This window comes from Halopseudomonas salegens (genome assembly GCF_900105655.1).
Lineage (GTDB): Bacteria > Pseudomonadota > Gammaproteobacteria > Pseudomonadales > Pseudomonadaceae > Halopseudomonas > Halopseudomonas salegens.
This window is the reverse complement of record NZ_LT629787.1, coordinates 3,488,329-3,505,759: the sequence shown is the minus strand read 5'-3', so window position 1 is coordinate 3,505,759 and position 17,431 is coordinate 3,488,329. Positions and strand designations below refer to the sequence as shown.

Annotated in this window: 15 protein-coding genes; 10 read left to right on the top strand and 5 right to left on the bottom strand. The window is 59.8% G+C overall.

Annotated features, from left to right (window positions below; genetic code table 11):
* Positions 1 to 64: 64 nt before the first annotated feature.
* Together spoT and BLU07_RS16235 are read left to right on the top strand one after the other, a co-directional pair.
* Positions 65 to 2,203, top strand: a complete 2,139-nt coding sequence (gene spoT / locus BLU07_RS16240; protein WP_092389944.1) for a bifunctional GTP diphosphokinase/guanosine-3',5'-bis pyrophosphate 3'-pyrophosphohydrolase — start codon at positions 65 to 67, stop codon at positions 2,201 to 2,203.
* Between the two features lie 18 nt (positions 2,204 to 2,221).
* On the top strand, positions 2,222 to 2,602 hold the full coding sequence (locus tag BLU07_RS16235; protein ID WP_092389004.1) for a RidA family protein: 381 nt from the start codon (positions 2,222 to 2,224) through the stop codon (positions 2,600 to 2,602).
* 160 nt (positions 2,603 to 2,762) lie between these two features.
* Here the strand turns inward: BLU07_RS16235 and BLU07_RS16230 are convergent, their stop codons facing one another.
* Positions 2,763 to 3,623, bottom strand: coding sequence for an SDR family oxidoreductase (locus BLU07_RS16230; protein WP_172830124.1), 861 nt, complete (start codon positions 3,621 to 3,623; stop codon positions 2,763 to 2,765).
* Between the two features lie 174 nt (positions 3,624 to 3,797).
* Here BLU07_RS16230 and dauA point away from each other — a divergent pair, with 174 nt between their 5' ends.
* The 4 genes from dauA to BLU07_RS16210 all read left to right on the top strand — a co-directional run bounded on the left by dauA (position 3,798) and on the right by BLU07_RS16210 (position 10,155).
* The gene (dauA, locus tag BLU07_RS16225; protein ID WP_092389000.1) at positions 3,798 to 5,558 is read left to right on the top strand and encodes a C4-dicarboxylic acid transporter DauA; all 1,761 of its coding nucleotides are present in this window, start codon (positions 3,798 to 3,800) and stop codon (positions 5,556 to 5,558) included.
* A 77-nt stretch (positions 5,559 to 5,635) separates the two neighbouring features.
* On the top strand, positions 5,636 to 6,556 hold the full coding sequence (locus tag BLU07_RS16220; protein WP_092388998.1) for a hydrogen peroxide-inducible genes activator: 921 nt from the start codon (positions 5,636 to 5,638) through the stop codon (positions 6,554 to 6,556).
* Between the two features lie 4 nt (positions 6,557 to 6,560).
* On the top strand, positions 6,561 to 8,645 hold the full coding sequence (gene recG, locus BLU07_RS16215; protein WP_092389942.1) for an ATP-dependent DNA helicase RecG: 2,085 nt from the start codon (positions 6,561 to 6,563) through the stop codon (positions 8,643 to 8,645).
* Positions 8,646 to 8,754: 109 nt separating this feature from the next.
* A complete protein-coding gene (locus BLU07_RS16210; protein WP_092388996.1) occupies positions 8,755 to 10,155 on the top strand; it encodes an aminoacyl-tRNA deacylase and HDOD domain-containing protein in 1,401 nt (466 codons plus the stop codon).
* 69 nt (positions 10,156 to 10,224) lie between these two features.
* On the opposite strand, the gene BLU07_RS16205 is transcribed toward BLU07_RS16210, so the two are convergent.
* Complete coding sequence (locus BLU07_RS16205; RefSeq protein WP_092388994.1) at positions 10,225 to 10,497, bottom strand: HU family DNA-binding protein; 273 nt, start codon at positions 10,495 to 10,497, stop codon at positions 10,225 to 10,227.
* Between the two features lie 228 nt (positions 10,498 to 10,725).
* On the opposite strand from BLU07_RS16205, the gene BLU07_RS16200 reads away from it, so the two are divergent.
* From BLU07_RS16200 to phoR, 4 genes are all read left to right on the top strand, one after another.
* The gene (locus tag BLU07_RS16200) at positions 10,726 to 11,310 is read left to right on the top strand and encodes a chorismate--pyruvate lyase family protein (RefSeq protein WP_092388992.1); all 585 of its coding nucleotides are present in this window, start codon (positions 10,726 to 10,728) and stop codon (positions 11,308 to 11,310) included.
* Between the two features lie 8 nt (positions 11,311 to 11,318).
* Positions 11,319 to 12,206, top strand: coding sequence for a 4-hydroxybenzoate octaprenyltransferase (ubiA, locus tag BLU07_RS16195; protein ID WP_092388990.1), 888 nt, complete (start codon positions 11,319 to 11,321; stop codon positions 12,204 to 12,206).
* A 110-nt stretch (positions 12,207 to 12,316) separates the two neighbouring features.
* Positions 12,317 to 13,006 carry a phosphate regulon transcriptional regulator PhoB gene (gene phoB / locus BLU07_RS16190; RefSeq protein ID WP_092388988.1) on the top strand — a complete coding sequence of 230 codons (690 nt, stop codon included), beginning with the start codon at positions 12,317 to 12,319 and terminating at the stop codon, positions 13,004 to 13,006.
* 32 nt (positions 13,007 to 13,038) lie between these two features.
* Positions 13,039 to 14,343 (top strand): phosphate regulon sensor histidine kinase PhoR, encoded by a 1,305-nt coding sequence (gene phoR, locus BLU07_RS16185; protein ID WP_231701654.1) that lies wholly within the window; start codon positions 13,039 to 13,041, stop codon positions 14,341 to 14,343.
* A 9-nt stretch (positions 14,344 to 14,352) separates the two neighbouring features.
* Here the strand turns inward: phoR and BLU07_RS16180 are convergent, their stop codons facing one another.
* The 3 genes from BLU07_RS16180 to BLU07_RS16170 form a co-directional block, all read right to left on the bottom strand.
* On the bottom strand, positions 14,353 to 15,312 hold the full coding sequence (locus tag BLU07_RS16180; RefSeq protein WP_092388986.1) for a response regulator: 960 nt from the start codon (positions 15,310 to 15,312) through the stop codon (positions 14,353 to 14,355).
* A 107-nt stretch (positions 15,313 to 15,419) separates the two neighbouring features.
* Positions 15,420 to 16,481, bottom strand: coding sequence for an AraC family transcriptional regulator (locus tag BLU07_RS16175; RefSeq protein ID WP_231701653.1), 1,062 nt, complete (start codon positions 16,479 to 16,481; stop codon positions 15,420 to 15,422).
* The gene (locus tag BLU07_RS16170; protein WP_231701652.1) at positions 16,445 to 17,362 is read right to left on the bottom strand and encodes a GGDEF domain-containing protein; all 918 of its coding nucleotides are present in this window, start codon (positions 17,360 to 17,362) and stop codon (positions 16,445 to 16,447) included. The genes BLU07_RS16175 and BLU07_RS16170 overlap by 37 nt, the downstream gene beginning before the upstream one ends.
* Positions 17,363 to 17,431: the final 69 nt, after the last annotated feature.

Sequence of the window (17,431 nt, the reverse complement as noted above, 5' to 3'; positions counted from 1 at the left end):
GCCCTTGGGTATCGTGACCGACCAGTCGCCAGCCACTCTGCAGACCGCAGAGGCTGGCCTCGTCATGTCCGATATCGAGGTCTTTGCCGACCGTCTCACCAGCTATCTTGAGCCGGAGCAGATCAATCTGGTCCGTCGCGCCTACTATTACGCCGAACAGGCCCATGACGGTCAGACACGCCGCAGTGGCGAGCCCTATGTGACCCACCCCCTGGCGGTAGCCAATATTCTTGCCGACATGCACATGGACTATCAGAGCCTGATGGCCGCCATGCTGCATGACGTCATTGAAGATACCGGCATCCCCAAGAATGCCCTGGAAAAACAGTTCGGCGCCACCGTGGCCGAGCTGGTCGACGGGGTCAGCAAGCTGACCCAGATGGATTTCGAGACCAAGGCCGAAGCACAAGCGGAGAACTTCCAGAAAATGGCCCTGGCGATGGCCAAGGATATTCGCGTCATCCTGGTCAAGCTGGCTGACCGACTGCACAACATGCGTACGCTGGGTGCACTGCGCCCGGACAAACGCCGCCGCATTGCCAAGGAAACCCTGGAAATCTATGCGCCCATTGCCCACCGCCTCGGCATGCATACCCTGAGTACCGATTTCGAAGACCTGGGCTTCAAGGCCATGCATCCGATGCGATCGACCATGATCGATCGCGCCGTGCGCAGCGCCCGGGGCAACCGCAAGGAACTGCTGAACAAGATTCTTGATGCGCTGCAGGAACTGCTTGATCGGCACGGCCTGCCGGGCAAGGTAATGGGCCGCGAAAAACACCTGTACGGCATTTATCAGAAGATGCGCGGCAAGCGTAAAGCCTTCAACGAAATCATGGACGTATATGCCTTCCGCATTATCGTCGACAGCCCTGACACCTGTTACCGCGTTCTGGGTGCCGTGCATAGCCTGTACAAGCCTTTCCCCGGCCGCTTCAAGGACTACATAGCAATCCCCAAGGCGAATGGTTACCAGTCCCTGCATACCACCCTGTTCGGCCTGCATGGCGTCCCTATCGAAATCCAGATCCGTACCGAGGAAATGGAAGAAACCGCCAACAGTGGCATTGCCGCGCACTGGCTGTACAAATCCAAGGATGACGTCATCAATGGCCACCATGCGCGCACACGCAAGTGGTTGAAAGGCGTGCTGGAAATGCAGGAGCGGGCAGGCAACTCGCTGGAATTTATCGAAAACGTGAAGATTGACCTGTTTCCGGACGAGGTCTACATCTTCACGCCCAAAGGCCGCATCATGGAACTGGCCAAGGGGTCGACCCCGGTCGATTTTGCCTATGCCGTGCATACGGACATCGGCAACAGCTGCATTGCCTGCCGGGTCAACCGCCGGCTGGCCCCCCTGTCCGAACCCCTGCAAAGCGGCCAGACGGTAGAAATCATTACCGCCCCCGGCGCACGACCCAATCCGGCCTGGTTGACCTTTGTCACCACCGGCAAGGCGCGCAGCAATATTCGCCACTTCCTGAAACACCAGCGTCACGCCGAATCCGTTGCTCTCGGCGAGCGCCTGCTGGACAAGGTGCTGGCCGGTTTCGAGACCTGTCTGGCGGATATCACCGAACAGCGCATCAATGCGGTACTGGCCGAATATGGCCTCAATCTGATGGAAGATCTGCTGGCCGATATCGGCCTGGGTAACCGCATGGCTTATGTGGTAGCCCGCCGCTTGCTTCTGAATGACAGTCAGCACGATCAGGCCATGGCCGATGACAGCGCCCAACCTGACAGCGAAGAAGAACCCGCCCTGGCGATCAAGGGCACCGAGGGCATGGTGGTCAGCTTTGCCCGCTGCTGCAACCCGATTCCCGGCGACCCGATTATCGGCCTGACCTCGGTTGGCCGCGGTCTTGAGATTCACCAGGAAAACTGCCGCGAACTCAGCCTGCGCAAGATTCATCCCGACAGCGCCCTGCACCTGACCTGGGACAAGGACGTCAGCGGTGAATTTACCGTCGAGCTGCAAGTCGAGCTGGAACAACAACGCGGTATCATCGCGCAACTGGCCGCCAGCACCAACATGGCCGACGCCAGCATCGACAAGATCAGTGTCGATGAGCGTGACGGTCGCGTCAGCGTCGTACAACTGGTGGTTCGCGTTCGCGACCGCCTGCACCTGTCACAACTTATCAAACGTTTGCGCGCGCTCAATGGCGTGATGCGTATTACCCGCCTTAAAAACTAGATTCCCTCCGGAGCTCCGATGAACAAGCAAGTCATTACCAGTGATCTGGCCCCTGCGGCTATTGGTACCTATTCCCAGGCCATCAAGGTCGGCAATACCGTCTACCTGTCCGGCCAGATTCCGCTGGACCCCGCGACCATGGAAGTGGTGGACGGCATCGAAGCGCAAATCTGTCGTGTGTTCGACAACCTGACCGCAGTGGCCGAAGCCGCCGGCGGCACCCTGCAAGACATCGTCAAGCTGAACATCTTCCTCACCGATCTGAGCCACTTCGGCCTGGTCAACGAAGTCATGGCCCGCTATTTCAAACAGCCTTACCCGGCCCGCGCCGCCATCGGCGTCGCCAGCCTGCCCAAAGGTGTGCCGGTAGAAATGGATGGGGTGATGGTGGTTGGCTAGCCGGCTGGCCAACAGCGGCAAGCAGGGTTAACCTTGCTTGCCGCTTGAAGCGAATCAGCAGCCCTGTCTCGACAATTAGCGTCAAGCTGGTTTAACCGATGCTGACCAGCGCTCATAGCCTGACAACGCAACCTTGATCAAGCCTTTCAGCGTTTAGCTTTCAGCTGTCGCTTGAAGCCGAGAGCTCGAGAAGACTCGCGTAACCTTCCCTGTAACTCGGGTACCGAGGCTCCCAACCGCTCTCCCGCGCCAGCTCATTGCTGCAGCGTTTGCTGCCCGCACGACCCAGGGGCTTGCCCTGCGGGTCAAGCTGTGTGCCCAGCTGTTCGGCCAGCCAACTACACACCTCATGCAAAGGGGCAGGCTCGTCATCTACGCCGAGATAACAGGGTGCCAGCAGTTCATCGTCTTTCGCTTCCAGCAACAGATGTTCAAGCAGGCTGGCGGCATCATCACGGTGGATACGATTGCTGTATTGTGCTGGCTCAGCGTGGACATTCACACCTTGACGTACCGCTTCGATCAGCCGGTTACGCCCTGGACCATAAATACCGGCCAAACGTACAACCGACGCCGGAATTCCACTGCGCAAGGCAACATCCTCTGCTGCAACCAACGCCTTGGCGGTTTCGCTGCTCGCCAGCGCCGGGCTGTTTTCAGTCACCCATTCGCCGGCTTGCTGGGCATAGACCCCGGTGCTGGAGACCTGCAATAAATAGCGCGGATGCTGACCGGCTGCCTGCAACCACCCAAGCAGACGCTGCAGTCCGCTGACATAGAGCTGCTGATACAACTCGGCATCGCGCTTGCCGGCCGCCGGGCAGTACACGATATAGTCGACTTTGGCCGGCCAGTCAGCTGGCTGGTGGTCCTGGCACAGGTCAGCAGCCAGCGGGATTACCCCAGCCGGTAATTGTGCCGTATCCCGCCGCAGTCCGGTCACGTGCCAGCCGTGCGCCAACATGCGCCGGGCCAGCTCCGATCCAAGGTCGCCACAACCGGCGATAAGCAAATGCTGCATATACATAATGTCCGCGTGATAAGTTGATAGTGAAGGCCGCCCGGGCAGCTGACACCGACCAAGGTCTGGTCGTGCGGCAAGGGCGAGCGGATCAAACTGAAAACGACGTTATCACAGGATCCGGCAACCACCGATGATCTTTCGTCATCAGTTGACTGACTACAGGGGGAGCACATGGCACGCCGACGCTTTTCGATTTCCTTGCCGCCCATTGCCAGCGGGATGCGTGCTGCCTGGCAGGCGGGTTACGGGCTGAACGACCTGCGCCAGGACGTGTTGGCTGGCCTGACTATCGGCACGGTTGCCGTCCCCCTGTCCATGGCACTGGCCATTGCGACCGGGGTGCCGCCACAGCACGGTCTGTATACCGCCATTGTTGCCGGGGTGATAATCGCGCTTACCGGCGGGACACGTTTCAATGTGTCCGGCCCCACCGCCGCTTTCGTGGTCATCCTGTTTCCTGTCGTCAAACAGTTCGGGCTGGGTGGTTTGCTGTTGGCCAGCATGATGGCCGGCGTCATTTTGCTGGCCATGGGGGTCGCGCGCCTTGGGCGCCTGATACAGTTCGTTCCCTACCCGGTGGTGCTCGGCTTTACCGCCGGCATTGCCGTGGTGATTGCCGTGCTGCAGATCCCTGATCTGCTCGGGCTGGAAACCCGCCAGCTGGGCGAGCACTTCCTGCACAACATCACCCTGATTGCCGCCGCATTGCCGACCCTGAACCCGCTTGAGCTGACCCTTGCATTTTTCTGTCTCGGACTGATGCTCATCTGGCCGCGCCTGAACATTCCGTTGCCGGCGCCCCTGGTCGGCCTGGTCGCTGGCGCCCTGGCAGCCTACGCACTGAATCACTGGTTCGGCGGCAATGTCGTCGATACCATCGCTTCCCGTTTTACCTGGCAGGCAGGGGGTGAGAGCGGCACGGGTATTCCCCCCATACCCCCAACCCTGATCGCGCCCTGGCAGTTACCCGGACCGAACGGCGAGCCGCTGGTTATTGATTATGCGCTGTTCCGTGCCCTGCTCGGTCCGGCCTTTGCCATAGCCATGCTGGGAGCAATCGAGTCCTTGCTCTGCGCAGTCGTTGCCGACGGGCTGAGCAAGACCCGGCATGACCCGAATGCCGAGCTGATTGGTCAGGGCCTGGGCAATATTCTTGCCCCACTGTTTGGCGGTATCACTGCGACCGCCGCAATTGCCCGCACCGCCACCAATGTACGAAGCGGTGCTCGCTCACCCATTGCAGCGGTCATCCACTCTCTGGTCGTCTTGCTCGCCGTGGTGGCGCTGGCCGGACTGCTGGGGCTGGTGCCCATGGCTGCTCTGGCCGCCCTGCTACTGATCGTCGCCTGGAACATGAGCGAAGCCCGTCATGTGTGGCATACCATACGTTCGGCCCCGGTTGGCGATGTGGCCGTTCTGCTGACCTGTTTCAGCCTGACGGTGCTCTTCGACATGGTGCTGGCCGTGGCCGTGGGGGTCGGCCTTGCCGCGGCGCTGTTTATCCGCCGCATGGCACAGTTAACCCGGACCGACTTGCTGGCCGACGCGCAACACCCGATGATTGCAGCACTGCCCAAGAGCGTTGCCGTTTACGACATCAACGGCCCGCTGTTCTTTGCGGTCGCCGAAAAAGCTCTGCGCCTGCTGCACCGTATCGAGCCACAGGTCAAGGTCATCATCCTCGATCTGCATGACGTGCCCAGCATGGATGCCAGCGCCATGGTCGCTCTGCAAACACTGATTGCCGACCTGCAGGCAGCCGATATTCAGCTGATTCTTGCCGGAATGGCACCGCATATTCGGCGCAAGCTGCTGCGCGCAGGGGTCCGCAAAATCCCCGGTCAGCTGGGATTCGCCCGGGATCTCGAGCATGCCGGCAGACGGGCGCTGGGCTGGCTGGAACAACCAGTCACGACCAGTTCCACTGCTTGATACGCTGAATCATTGTTTTCCTCTATTGATCAAGCAGCTATGCTAGTACGACTGAATCATTAGCCACAGACGCTGCCATGACCCTGACCGAACTGCGCTACATCGTGACCCTGGCCCAGGAGCAACATTTTGGCCATGCTGCCGAACGTTGCCATGTGTCCCAACCGACGCTCAGCGTCGGCGTGAAAAAGCTGGAAGACGAGCTCGGCGTCATGATTTTCGAGCGCAGCAAAAGCGCTGTGCGGGTTACCCCGATCGGCGAAAAGATTGTTGCCCAGGCACAAAAGGTGCTGGAAGAGTCACTGGCCATTCGCGAACTGGCTACCGCTGGCAAGAATCAACTGGCCGCGCCACTCAAGGTGGGCGCCATCTATACCATCGGGCCTTATATGTTCCCGCATCTGGTGCCGCAACTGAATCGCGTAGCGCCGGAAATGCCGCTGTATATCGAAGAGAATTTCACCCACATCCTGCGTGACAAGCTGCGCAATGGCGATCTCGATGCGATCATTATTGCACTGCCGTTCAACGAACCGGATGTCCTGACCAGGCCACTGTATGACGAACCTTTCAGCCTGCTGATGCCGGCCAGACACGCCTGGGCCAAGCGCGACAGCGTGACCCTGGACGAACTGGACGACAACAAGCTGATACTGCTGGGTGAGGGCCACTGCTTCCGTGACCAGGTGCTGGAAGCCTGCCCCAGCGTGCGCAAGGGTGAAGAGCAGCACAGGCACACCACGGTGGAGTCCAGCTCACTGGAAACCATCAGGCATATGGTGGCCTCCGGGATTGGCATGACGGTTTTGCCGATGTCCGCAGCCGATGACCGCTACTACAGCTCTGACCTGCTGATCACCAAGCCCTTCGCCAGCCCGGCTCCCTACCGTACCGTGGCGATAGCCTGGCGTGCCAGCTTCCCGCGGCCAAAAGCCATTGAAATGCTCAGCGACTCGATTCGATTGTGCTCCATTGGTAAACCGCAGCAACAGGCTTGATGTGGTGAGCACCCCGCGCACCGCAACCGAGCTGACTGCGCTCAAGGGTGTTGGCCCGGCGCTGGCGGAAAAACTCCAGCGCCTGCAATTGCACAGCGTGCAGGACATCCTGTTTCACCTGCCGCTGCGCTACCAGGACCGCACTCGCATTACCCCGATCGGTGCGCTGCGCCCCGGCACCGATGCCGTGGTAGAAGGCGTGGTTGCGGCCTGCGATGTGGTCATGGGGCGCCGGCGCAGCCTGCTCTGTCGCCTGCAGGATGGCAGCGGCATCCTCAGCCTGCGCTTCTACTACTTCACTGCCGCGCTCAAGGCGCGACTGGCCCCCGGTAGCCGTGTGCGCTGCTATGGCGAAGTGCGTCCCGGCGCCTCCGGTCTGGAAATCTACCACCCGGAACTGCAAGCCGCCGAGGGTGCGCACAGCATACCTGTCAGCACCACCCTGACGCCCATCTACCCGACCACCGAAGGCCTGTCGCAACAGCGTCTGCGCGCGCTCAGCGAAGCCGCACTGGCCTGGCTGGAGCAAGGCAACAGCCTGGTTGAGTTGCTACCCGACGATCTGCGTGCTGACTACCAGCTGGGCAACCTGACGGATGCCATTCACACCCTGCATCGTCCACCTGCCTCGGTGGACCTTGAAGCCCTGCACGAAGGTCGCCACTGGTCCCAGCACCGGCTGGCTTTTGAAGAATTGCTGGCGCATCAGCTGGTCATGCGCAAATTGCGCGCGCAGATTCGACAGCATCAGGCTCCGGCGATGCAACCGAGCCGCACACTGGCCAGGGAGTTTTTACAGCGCCTGGGCTTTGCTCCGACCGGGGCTCAGGCACGGGTTGGGGAAGAAATCAGTCTCGACCTGCAACAACCCAAACCCATGCTGCGCCTGGTACAGGGCGATGTTGGTGCGGGTAAAACCGTGGTCGCCGCGCTGGCGGCGTTGCAGGCGATTGAAGCTGGCTGGCAGGTCGCCTTGATGGCACCCACCGAAATTCTCGCAGAGCAGCACTTCAACAACTTTCAGCACTGGCTGACGCCGCTGGGTATTTCCGTTGCCTGGCTGAGTGGCAAGCTCAAGGGCAAGACACGCACCAATCAATTACAATTGATCGCCAGCGGTGATGCGGCCATGGTGGTCGGCACCCATGCACTGTTCCAGGCCGAGGTGCAGTTCCAGCGCCTGGGCCTGGCGATTATTGACGAGCAACACCGCTTTGGCGTGCAGCAGCGCCTGGCCCTGCGTGACAAGGGTGCGGCCGGCCGCTACTGCCCGCATCAGCTGATCATGACCGCCACACCCATTCCACGCACCCTGGCCATGAGTGCCTATGCTGACCTGGATACCTCGGTACTCGACGAGTTGCCGCCGGGCCGTACCCCGGTCAACACCGTTCTGGTCGCCGACCACCGTCGCGAAGAAGTGATTGCCCGCGTGCAGGCTGGCTGCGCCGAAGGGCGACAGGCCTACTGGGTCTGCACCCTGATCGAAGAGTCCGAGCAATTACAGGCTCAGGCCGCCGAAGCGACCTGGCAAACCCTGTGTGACAGCTTGCCCGAACTGTCCATCGGACTGATTCACGGGCGCATGAAAGCGGCTGAAAAAGTCGAGATCATGGCCGCCTTCAAGGCTGGCGATCTGCATCTGCTGGTCGCCACCACGGTAATCGAGGTCGGTGTCGATGTCCCCAATGCCAGCCTGATGATCATCGAAAATCCGGAACGCCTGGGTCTGGCTCAGCTGCATCAGCTGCGCGGGCGCGTCGGCCGTGGCAATACTGCCAGCCACTGCGTGTTGCTGTATCAATCGCCGTTGTCGGCACTCGGCCGCGAGCGCCTGGGTATCATGCGCGAAAGCAGTGATGGCTTCGTCATTGCCGAACGCGACCTGGCACTTCGCGGCCCCGGTGAGGTATTGGGCACAAGGCAGACCGGTCTGGTGCAGTTTCGCATTGCCGATCTGCAACGCGATGCCGATCTTTTACCCGCCGTTCAGCAGGCCGCCCGCCAGCTGCAACAAGCGCATCCCGAGGTGGTACAGCCACTGATCGACCGCTGGTTGGCCACCGGTCAGCAATTTGCCCAGGTCTGACCAGCGATAACGGCACGTGCATAAACAGCATGCTAGTATCAGCCCATGCAGTTACCAACAATACAGAACACTGCGTTCCGCATGCCGCCCGCAGTGAAAAGGATGGACCATGAATACCCTGCCGCTGGAAGATAGCCCGACCACCCTGCCACAACTGATCGAAAAACTGTTGCAAGATCAGGACATAGCCTACCAGCTCCGGCTTCAGCAGCATGCCGGCCCGGCATCTCGCCAAGTCCAGGCCTGCCTGCTCTCGGACAACATTGGCAACGTGCTGACGCTGATTCCCAAAGACCATCTGCTTGACCTGAAGCGTCTGCATGAGCTGCTGGGGCGTGAGCTGGTGCCGGTACGTGATGTCGAACTGCAACGCACACTGGCCAAGCATCAGCTGAATCAGCTACCTGCCCTGCCCGTTCTGTTCAGTTCGCCCTGCGTGTACGAGCAAAGCCTGCTGCAGCACGATGAAGTCTGGCTGGATAGCGGCCTGGATGGCTGGGTCCTGCAAATCCAGCAAGCCGATGCGGAAAAGCTGGTGGCCAAAGCCAGCGCCGCCAAACTGGGCGTACCCTTGAGCAGTATTCCTCCGTTGCCGGATGACCCGCAGCAAGACAGCGCTGACCTGCATCAGGCCATGACCAATTTCACCGCCCTGCGCATGCGCCAGCGGCTGGAAGAAACCATCGAGATTCCGCCGCTGCCGGAAACCGCTCAGCGGGTCATGAAGCTGCGCGTCAACCCGGATGCTACGGTAGATGACCTGGCTGATGTGGTAGAAACCGATCCCAGCCTGGCCGCGCAGGTAGTCAGCTGGGCGGCGTCGCCCTTCTATGCGGCACCCGGCAAGATCCGTTCGGTTGAAGATGCCATCGGCCGCGTGCTGGGGTTTGATCTGGTGATCAACCTGGCTGTGGGTCTGGCTCTCGGCAAAACCTTCAAACTACCGGCCGACAGCGCCGAGCGCACCACGCCCTACTGGAAGCAGGCAATCTATACCGCCGCCACCATCGAAGGCCTGGCACGCAAGATTCCACGGGCACAGCGCCCGGAACTGGGCCTGACCTACCTGGCCGGGCTGCTGCACAACTTCGGCTATCTGGTTCTGGCGTATATTTTTCCGCCCTACTTCCGCACCATCTGTCGGCATCAGGAAGCCAATCCGCACGTTCCGCCGCACCTGATCGATCAACACCTGATCGGAGTCACCCGGGATCAGATCGGCAGCTGGCTGATGCGCTACTGGGACATGCCCGCAGAAGTGGCGACCGCGCTGCGCCATCAGCACAGCGCGGGCTACACCGGCGAGCATGCCGCCTATGCCAATCTGGTCTATCTGGCACAGGCACTGCTGCGCGAGAACGGCATTGGTGCCGGACCGGACATGCCGATCAGCGATGACTTGCTGGAACGTCTGGGGATCGAGCGGGCCGATGCCATAGCGGCGGTCGACAAGGTGCTTGCTGCGGAAGATGCGCTGAAAACGCTGGTCAACCAGTATCAACGCGGCTGAGTCAGGGTAACGGGCTGAGCGCCCGGCAGGACAAGGACCGGAGACCGTGACGGTCTCCGGTCACGGGACTCAGTTGACGGCATCCTTCAGGCTTTTGCCCGGTTTGAAAGATACGGTGTTGCTGGCTTTGATAGTGACCGGTGCCCCGGTTTGCGGGTTCTTGCCGGTACGCGCGCCACGGTGACGCTGGAGGAAGGTACCGAAACCCACCAGGGTAACGGTGTCTTTTTTGCTGAGAGCCTGAGTAATCTCATCAAGCACGGCGTTGAGTACCCGATTAGCCTGATCCTTACTGAGATCGGCCTTGTCGGCAATCGCCTGGGCGAGATCCGGTTTACGCATAGAAAATGCCTCGTATTGTATGACTGTTGTTGTTGTTTTACCGCCGAGCCGACGGCGCGCTGCCAAAGTGACTGCCGAGCCACACAAGGCAACCCGGTCAGCATGGCATGACTTGCGCGCTTATGCCAGCCTGCAGCCACGGAAACAGGGCCTTCCGGGCTGGTTTTCCCGACCAAATGCCGGTACTGATGACGGTCTGGCAGTGCGCGCAGCAGTTCGACCGCTGGCATGCTACCCTTGGCATCCCGCGATAACCCGAATTCGATTGCCGTGACTGAACCCTGCTGGCTTGCCGCCGACCACCATTCCGACGCCCCGGACTCACCGCTGATTGACTGGCTGACCGACCAGGGCTCTTTGACGCAACGTCTGACCGCAGCGGGCGATGGCGAGTTTGCCGTCGAACTTCTGCGTCAGTGCGAGGCACCGGCGCGTGCTGACGAAGCGGCGGCCCTCGGCGTACCCACTGGTAGTCCGCTATGGATTCGCGAAGTAATGCTCTGGTCGGCTGGCCAGCCGCGCGTATTCGCTCGCAGTGCCGCCACTACTGCCAGTGTCAGCGCCGCCGGTCTTGACCTGCAGCGCCTGGGTACGCGCAGCCTGGGTGAACTGCTGTTCAGTCACCCGGAGATTCAACGCGGGCCACTGGAAATCAGCCGCTATCCTGCAGACTGGTTACCCATCGGCCGGCAGGAGCAGGGTTGCTGGGCCCGGCGTTCGCTGTTTCGGCGCAGTGGCTTGCAGTTGCTGGTCTGTGAAGTATTCTTGGGCGCTTGGCAGCAGCTGGTTTCTACCCCACTTTCTTCTCATTAGGTGCTTGCATGCTTGGCCTGTTGATCAAACCTTTGCATCACGTACATCCACGTGCCACCGATTTTATCCAGCTGATGCGGCTGGATCGCCCGATCGGCACCTACTTGCTCCTCTGGCCGACGCTCTGGGCTTTGTGGCTGGCGGCCGAAGGGGTGCCCGACTGGCACTTGCTGGCCGTCTTCGTGTTTGGCGTAATTCTCATGCGCGCTGCTGGCTGCGTGATCAACGACTTCGCCGATCGCCATATTGACGGCCATGTCAGTCGTACCCGGTCACGCCCGCTGGCAACCGGGAAAATCCAGCCACGTGAAGCACTGATACTGTTTGTCATCCTGCTCGTTGCCAGCGCCAGCCTGCTGCTGTTTACCAACTGGCTGACGGCGCTGCTGTCATTGGGCGGGGTCTTCCTGGCTACGCTGTACCCGTTCTGTAAACGCTTTACCTTTTATCCGCAGATTGTTCTTGGCGCGGCATTTTCCTGGGCGATTCCCATGGCGTTTGCCGCCCAGAGCAACACTCTGCCGGTTACCCTCTGGCTGATCTATATTGCCAACCTGCTGTGGACAGTGGCCTATGATACCGAATACGCCATGTGTGATCGTGAAGATGACCTGAAGATCGGGGTCAAATCCACTGCCATTATTTTTGGTGAAGCCGATCGGGCAATTATCGGCCTGTTGCAGGGGCTGACGCTGATCTGCCTGCTGCTGATCGGCGCACGTTTCGATCTGGGCCTGTATTTCCATCTCGGCTTGGTTGCCATGGCTGTCTCCTTTGGTTGGCAACACTGGCTATTGCGCGAACGGGAACCCCAGGCCTGCCTGCAGGCTTTTCTGTTCAACCATTGGAGCGGTCTTGTCGTATTTATCGGCATTGTCCTGGATCATGCGTTATAGGGCGCTGCAATGCGCCAGAAATGGACGCTTTTGCCTAACCGTCATATAACTGCAACATTGGTGTTATCTAATCGTGCAGTATTGGAAACCCTGTAACAGGACACAGACGCATGGCTGGCAAGACCATTCTTATTGTCGATGACGAAACCCCGATCCGTGAAATGATCGCCGTGGCCCTTGAAATGGCCGGCTACGAGTGCCTGGAAGCCGAAAATGCCCAGGCCGCGCATGCACTGATTGTTGATCGCCAGCCCGACCTGCTGCTGCTCGACTGGATGTTGCCCGGCACCACCGGTATTGAGCTGGCGCGCCGCCTCAAGCGCGAAGAAATGACCAGTGAAATGCCGATCATCATGCTCACTGCCAAGGGCGAGGAAGACAACAAGATCCAGGGCCTGGAAGTCGGCGCCGATGACTACATCACCAAACCCTTCTCGCCGCGTGAACTGGTGGCTCGCCTGAAAGCCGTGTTGCGCCGAGCGGGCCCCGCAGACAGCGAATCGCCGATCGAGGTTGACGGGCTGATCCTCGATCCGGTCAGCCACCGGGTCACTATCGACGAATCGCCAGCGGATATGGGGCCGACCGAATACCGTTTGCTGCAATTCTTCATGACCCATCAGGAACGTGCCTATACGCGCGGGCAGCTGCTGGACCAGGTCTGGGGCGGCAATGTCTACGTCGAGGAACGCACGGTGGATGTGCATATCCGTCGCCTGCGCAAGGCCCTGGGCGACAAATACGAACATCTGGTACAAACTGTACGCGGTACCGGCTATCGCTTTTCAACGCGAAGCTGAGTGTTGTTTAACTGCTGGCGACTGGACTCTGTGTGACCCCAAGTTCCTTGCGTTCTGCCATTCTGCAATTGCTCAAGATCAGCCTTGCCGGCGCCTTGCTGGGCGGCCTGCTCGGTCATATCGGCCTCGGGCTGGCAGGGGCACTGCTGCTTTGCCTGGTCTGGCACTTGCACCAGCTGCAACGCCTGCTCCACTGGCTGAACAGTCCTTACAAAAGTCAGGTCCCGGAGGCACGCGGACTCTGGGGTGAAGTCTTCGACTCCTTGCACCACATGCGCCGGCGCGAGCACGAAGTGCGCAAACGCATGCAGTCGGTGATCAACCGCATTCAGAGCTCCACCACGGCGCTCAGTGATGCCGTTGTCATGATTGACCGCGACGGCCACCTGGAATGGTGGAATCAGGCAGCCAACACTCTGCTGGGCCTGCGCAGTCCGGACGATGCCGGCCAGCATGTAACCAATCTGATTCGTGATCCGCGATTTGTCGATTATTTCGAGCTGACCCATCATGCCCGTGAAGGACTCGACATCCCTTCGCATATCGACCCCAATGTACAGCTGATGTTTTCCCTCACCCGCTATGGCCGTGGCGAGCGCCTGATGGTGGTGCGCGACGTGACCCGGCTGCATAACCTGGAACAGATGCGCAAGGATTTCGTTGCCAACGTCTCCCACGAGCTGCGAACTCCACTGACCGTGATTGTCGGTTACCTGGAAACCCTCAGCGACAATGCCGATGCCATCAACCCGCGCTGGAAACGGGCACTGGATCAGATGCAACAGCAAGCCCGACGCATGCAGGCGCTGCTGACTGATCTGCTGTTGCTGGCCAGGCTGGAAAATGATGAATTGGGGCGCGACGAGGAAGTGATTCAACTGGCCCCGTTACTGCACAGCATCCATCAGGATGCCCGAGACGTGTCCGGCGAGCGCGGCCATCAGATCAAGCTGGAGATTCAGGGGGGCGCCCTGTTCAAGGGTGTTGAGGCCGAGTTGCGCAGCGCCTTTTCCAACCTGGTGTTCAATGCGGTGAAGTACACCCAGGATGGCGGCCAGATCAGTATCCGTTGGTGGGAAGATGTGCACGGTGGGCATCTGAGCGTCAGTGACAACGGCGCCGGCATTGCCCCGGAGCACCTGAACCGGTTGACCGAGCGCTTCTACCGGGTTGATGCCAGCCGCAACAGCAGCACCGGCGGTACCGGACTCGGTCTGGCTATCGTCAAGCATGTCATGCTGCGCCACCAGGGCTACCTGAGCATTGCCAGCACGCCGGAGAAGGGCAGTACCTTTACCTGTCACCTCCCGGAAGCACGGCTGATCGATACTGTCTAGAATGGCCGCCTAGGCGCTGGGCGAATAGTGCGATTGCGCGGTACCCGATGCAATCAGGCGCGACAGGTATTCCATCTTCTCCGGGTCCTGGTCAACAAACTTGACCGTGACCTTGAGCCATTCGCTATCGACCTTGGGCTCCATCGCAGCAACGGCATGGATATAGCCATTGATCCGCGCGACGGATTTGTCACCATCCTGCTCCAGATCCAGCACACCGCTTTCAAACACCTGCGGCATTCGTTCACCACGGCGAACCACCACCAGTGCATCACGCAGACTCAGCGTCTTGACGACGCAGGCAAACTGCTCACCGGCCACCCGCAACTGACCCTGACCACGCACCGGCTGGCTGCTTTTGGGTGGCGCTGCCGGCGCTGCAGGGGTCGCCGCTGGTGCCGGTTTGGCCGCACTGGTTGACGGGCCGCCGGTCAACGCAGCAATGCTGCCGCTACTGCTACCCGGACTGGGTGCTGGAGGACTGGCCGGCTTGCTGCTCGGCGCCCGACCACCCATCAGTGCAGACACACTGTCTTTTGCCGTACCACCACTGGGGGTCACGCTGCGCTGCTGAAAATCAGCCAGCTTGCCGGCGCGATGCAGGGCTTTCTTTACCTTGGCGATCAATTGTTCATTGGTGAACGGCTTGCCGACATAGTCTGACACGCCGGCCTGAATGGCCTGGACAACATTGTCCTTGTCACCGCGGCTGGTCACCATGACAAAAGGCACCTTGCCCTGGTCCGGTTGGGCACGGAACCACTCCAGCAGCTCGAGGCCACTCATTTCAGGCATTTCCCAATCACACAGAATCAGGTCAAAGCTGACACGACTGAGCAGCTGCTGAGCTTTGCGGCCGTTGGTCGCCTCTTCGATCTGCAGGCCGGGGAAATAGCTCCGCAGGGCCTTCTTGACCAGATCACGAATAAAGGGGGCGTCGTCCACAACCAGGACGGAAACTTTTGCCATAACACACGTATCCACTGATGCCCGCCAGGGCAAGGCTGATTATGGCTACTAGCTTAGCGCAGGCGAGCAGTAAAAACTGCTGCAATTTTCATCAAGTGCCAGATGCCCTAGAGAAGCAGAAACGTCTTGAGCTCGCTTGGCAACATTCCGGTCCAGCGCTTGAAGGCACGGCGAAAGTTCGCACTATCGTTGAAATGCAGGTAATTGGCCACTTCGTCGTTGCTGTAGCCCTGACTCAGATACAGATACACCGCAACGCTGGTTCGGGCCTGATCCAGCTGCTCCTGAAAACCCGTAGCATGCTTGTGCAGCTTGCGCTTGAAGGTCGCCGGGCTCACCTGAAAAACCTCTGCCACCCGCTCCAGGCCAAGCGGTTGCCGCAGGTTCTCCTGCAGGTAGTCATACAATTGATCGAGAAAACCCGCCGAAGCCGGTAACTGCTGCAGCCATGCATGGGCTTCACGTTCGGCCACTTGCCCGGCAGTTACCGAGGCGCTGCTCCAGGGCTGACTCAGATACTCGCGCGGAATCCGCATCTGATCCAACGGGCAGCCAAACCTGACATCCTCACCCAGGTGAACCCAGTATTGCTCGATATAACGTGGCTGTGCATGACGGAATTGATATTGCCAGGGCAGGCGCTGGCCGGAAAGCCAGCGGCACATGCTTGTCAGCGCCGCTGACAAGGCTTCCAGCAGGAAAACCCGTTGCCCCCCTGAGCCATAGCTGTCCAGCCAGTACACATAGGCATAGTGCTCGTCGACGCGCAATCGGGGCTTCTGCAGCGGACTGAGTACACAACTCAATGCCTCCAGTCGCTGCAATGCAATGTGCAGGTTGTCGGCATGCCGGATGGCATGACTGGCGGGGCCGAAATGCCCAGGCAGCCAGTGCTGACCGAGCAGAAAGCTGCTGTCATCAGTGCCCAGCGTCTGCCGCAGGTTGGCAATCAGCTGAAAGAACTCTGCCGGGCTGATCGCGCGGTTCCCCTGCAGTATATCGTCATGGAACAGGCCGGTGCCGCGCAGCAGTCGATGACTGTCTACACCGCGATTAACCGCCAGATCCAGCAGGCATGCCGGCTGGTAGTGCGCCGGAACAAAGGGACTGGAACACTCCAGACCGAACTCCATCAGACAACCCTCTGCATCTGGGTAGACTGTTTGCATCTGGCCATCGCCAGATTAAGCCGCTCCAACAGCGAGTGCGCGTCACCCTGCCGGGCCATGAGCGCGACAGTACTGGCGCGAAGAAAAAGCCGCTCACCTTCATTCACTGTTTTATAGGCCAGTGATTGCACGGCAGCCTGCAGTTCAGTGGCAATTTCTCGCGCCTGACGCTCCCCCGTATTCGGCAGCAATACCACAAAGCAATCACCGGCCAATCGGCACAGCAAGTCGTGCGCGCGCAAATTGAGCAGGACCAGTTGGGTCAAGACCTGCAGGACCCGATCACCCTCTGCCTGACCATTTTCCCGGTTCAAGCTGGAAAATTCATCCAGGTCGAGCATCACCAAAGACAGCGGCTGTTGCAGCTGACGCGACTGCTCCATAGCCAGCTCCAACTGGTCACGCAAATAGTTGGCATCCCCCAGCGGGGTCAACTGATCAAACTGCCGGTGCTCACGAAACACCCGTTCGCGATTGCGCATCTGGGCATTGATCGCCAATTGCTCCCGATGCCAGTGATAGATCCCCAGCGTCAACAGAATAAAGCCCAACGGCATCGGTCCCGATTCCAGCCAGGCATCCCAGCGCGCCGCTGGTGACTGAGCGATAAACTCGTCCAGAGTGTCCATGAACAGGGAGAAAAACAGACAGCCGAGACCGGCGAACAACAAGGTGGTGACCAAACCCGCTGGCCGGCTTTTCAACAGCAAGGCGATCCACAACATGACCAGCAAGGCCGAGCCGCCTTCACCCAGAATATCCAGCCAGTCCCAATCGGCAAAGAGTTTCAAATCACCCAACAGCAAATGCGTCAGCAAACCGAGGTTGGTCAGGCCCAGCAATATCAGCAATTTTATTTTGTGTGGAATCCAGAACGGCACGCCAACCACCTCCATGAGCAATGTCCACAGGCTAAACAGCCCGTGTGACAGCCCGGTTGCAGCCTCGGG

Coding starts and splice junctions, on each gene's coding strand:
- phoB (WP_092388988.1), top strand. CDS start 12,317: ATGGCTGGCAAGACCATTCTTATTGTCGATGACGAAACCCCGATCCGT.
- BLU07_RS16230 (WP_172830124.1), bottom strand. CDS start 3,623: ATGCAGCATTTGCTTATCGCCGGTTGTGGCGACCTTGGATCGGAGCTG.
- dauA (WP_092389000.1), top strand. CDS start 3,798: ATGGCACGCCGACGCTTTTCGATTTCCTTGCCGCCCATTGCCAGCGGG.
- BLU07_RS16180 (WP_092388986.1), bottom strand. CDS start 15,312: ATGGCAAAAGTTTCCGTCCTGGTTGTGGACGACGCCCCCTTTATTCGT.
- BLU07_RS16200 (WP_092388992.1), top strand. CDS start 10,726: ATGCTACCCTTGGCATCCCGCGATAACCCGAATTCGATTGCCGTGACT.
- BLU07_RS16175 (WP_231701653.1), bottom strand. CDS start 16,481: ATGCAAACAGTCTACCCAGATGCAGAGGGTTGTCTGATGGAGTTCGGT.
- BLU07_RS16205 (WP_092388994.1), bottom strand. CDS start 10,497: ATGCGTAAACCGGATCTCGCCCAGGCGATTGCCGACAAGGCCGATCTC.
- BLU07_RS16235 (WP_092389004.1), top strand. CDS start 2,222: ATGAACAAGCAAGTCATTACCAGTGATCTGGCCCCTGCGGCTATTGGT.
- ubiA (WP_092388990.1), top strand. CDS start 11,319: ATGCTTGGCCTGTTGATCAAACCTTTGCATCACGTACATCCACGTGCC.
- BLU07_RS16220 (WP_092388998.1), top strand. CDS start 5,636: ATGACCCTGACCGAACTGCGCTACATCGTGACCCTGGCCCAGGAGCAA.
- BLU07_RS16210 (WP_092388996.1), top strand. CDS start 8,755: ATGAATACCCTGCCGCTGGAAGATAGCCCGACCACCCTGCCACAACTG.
- spoT (WP_092389944.1), top strand. CDS start 65: ATGTCCGATATCGAGGTCTTTGCCGACCGTCTCACCAGCTATCTTGAG.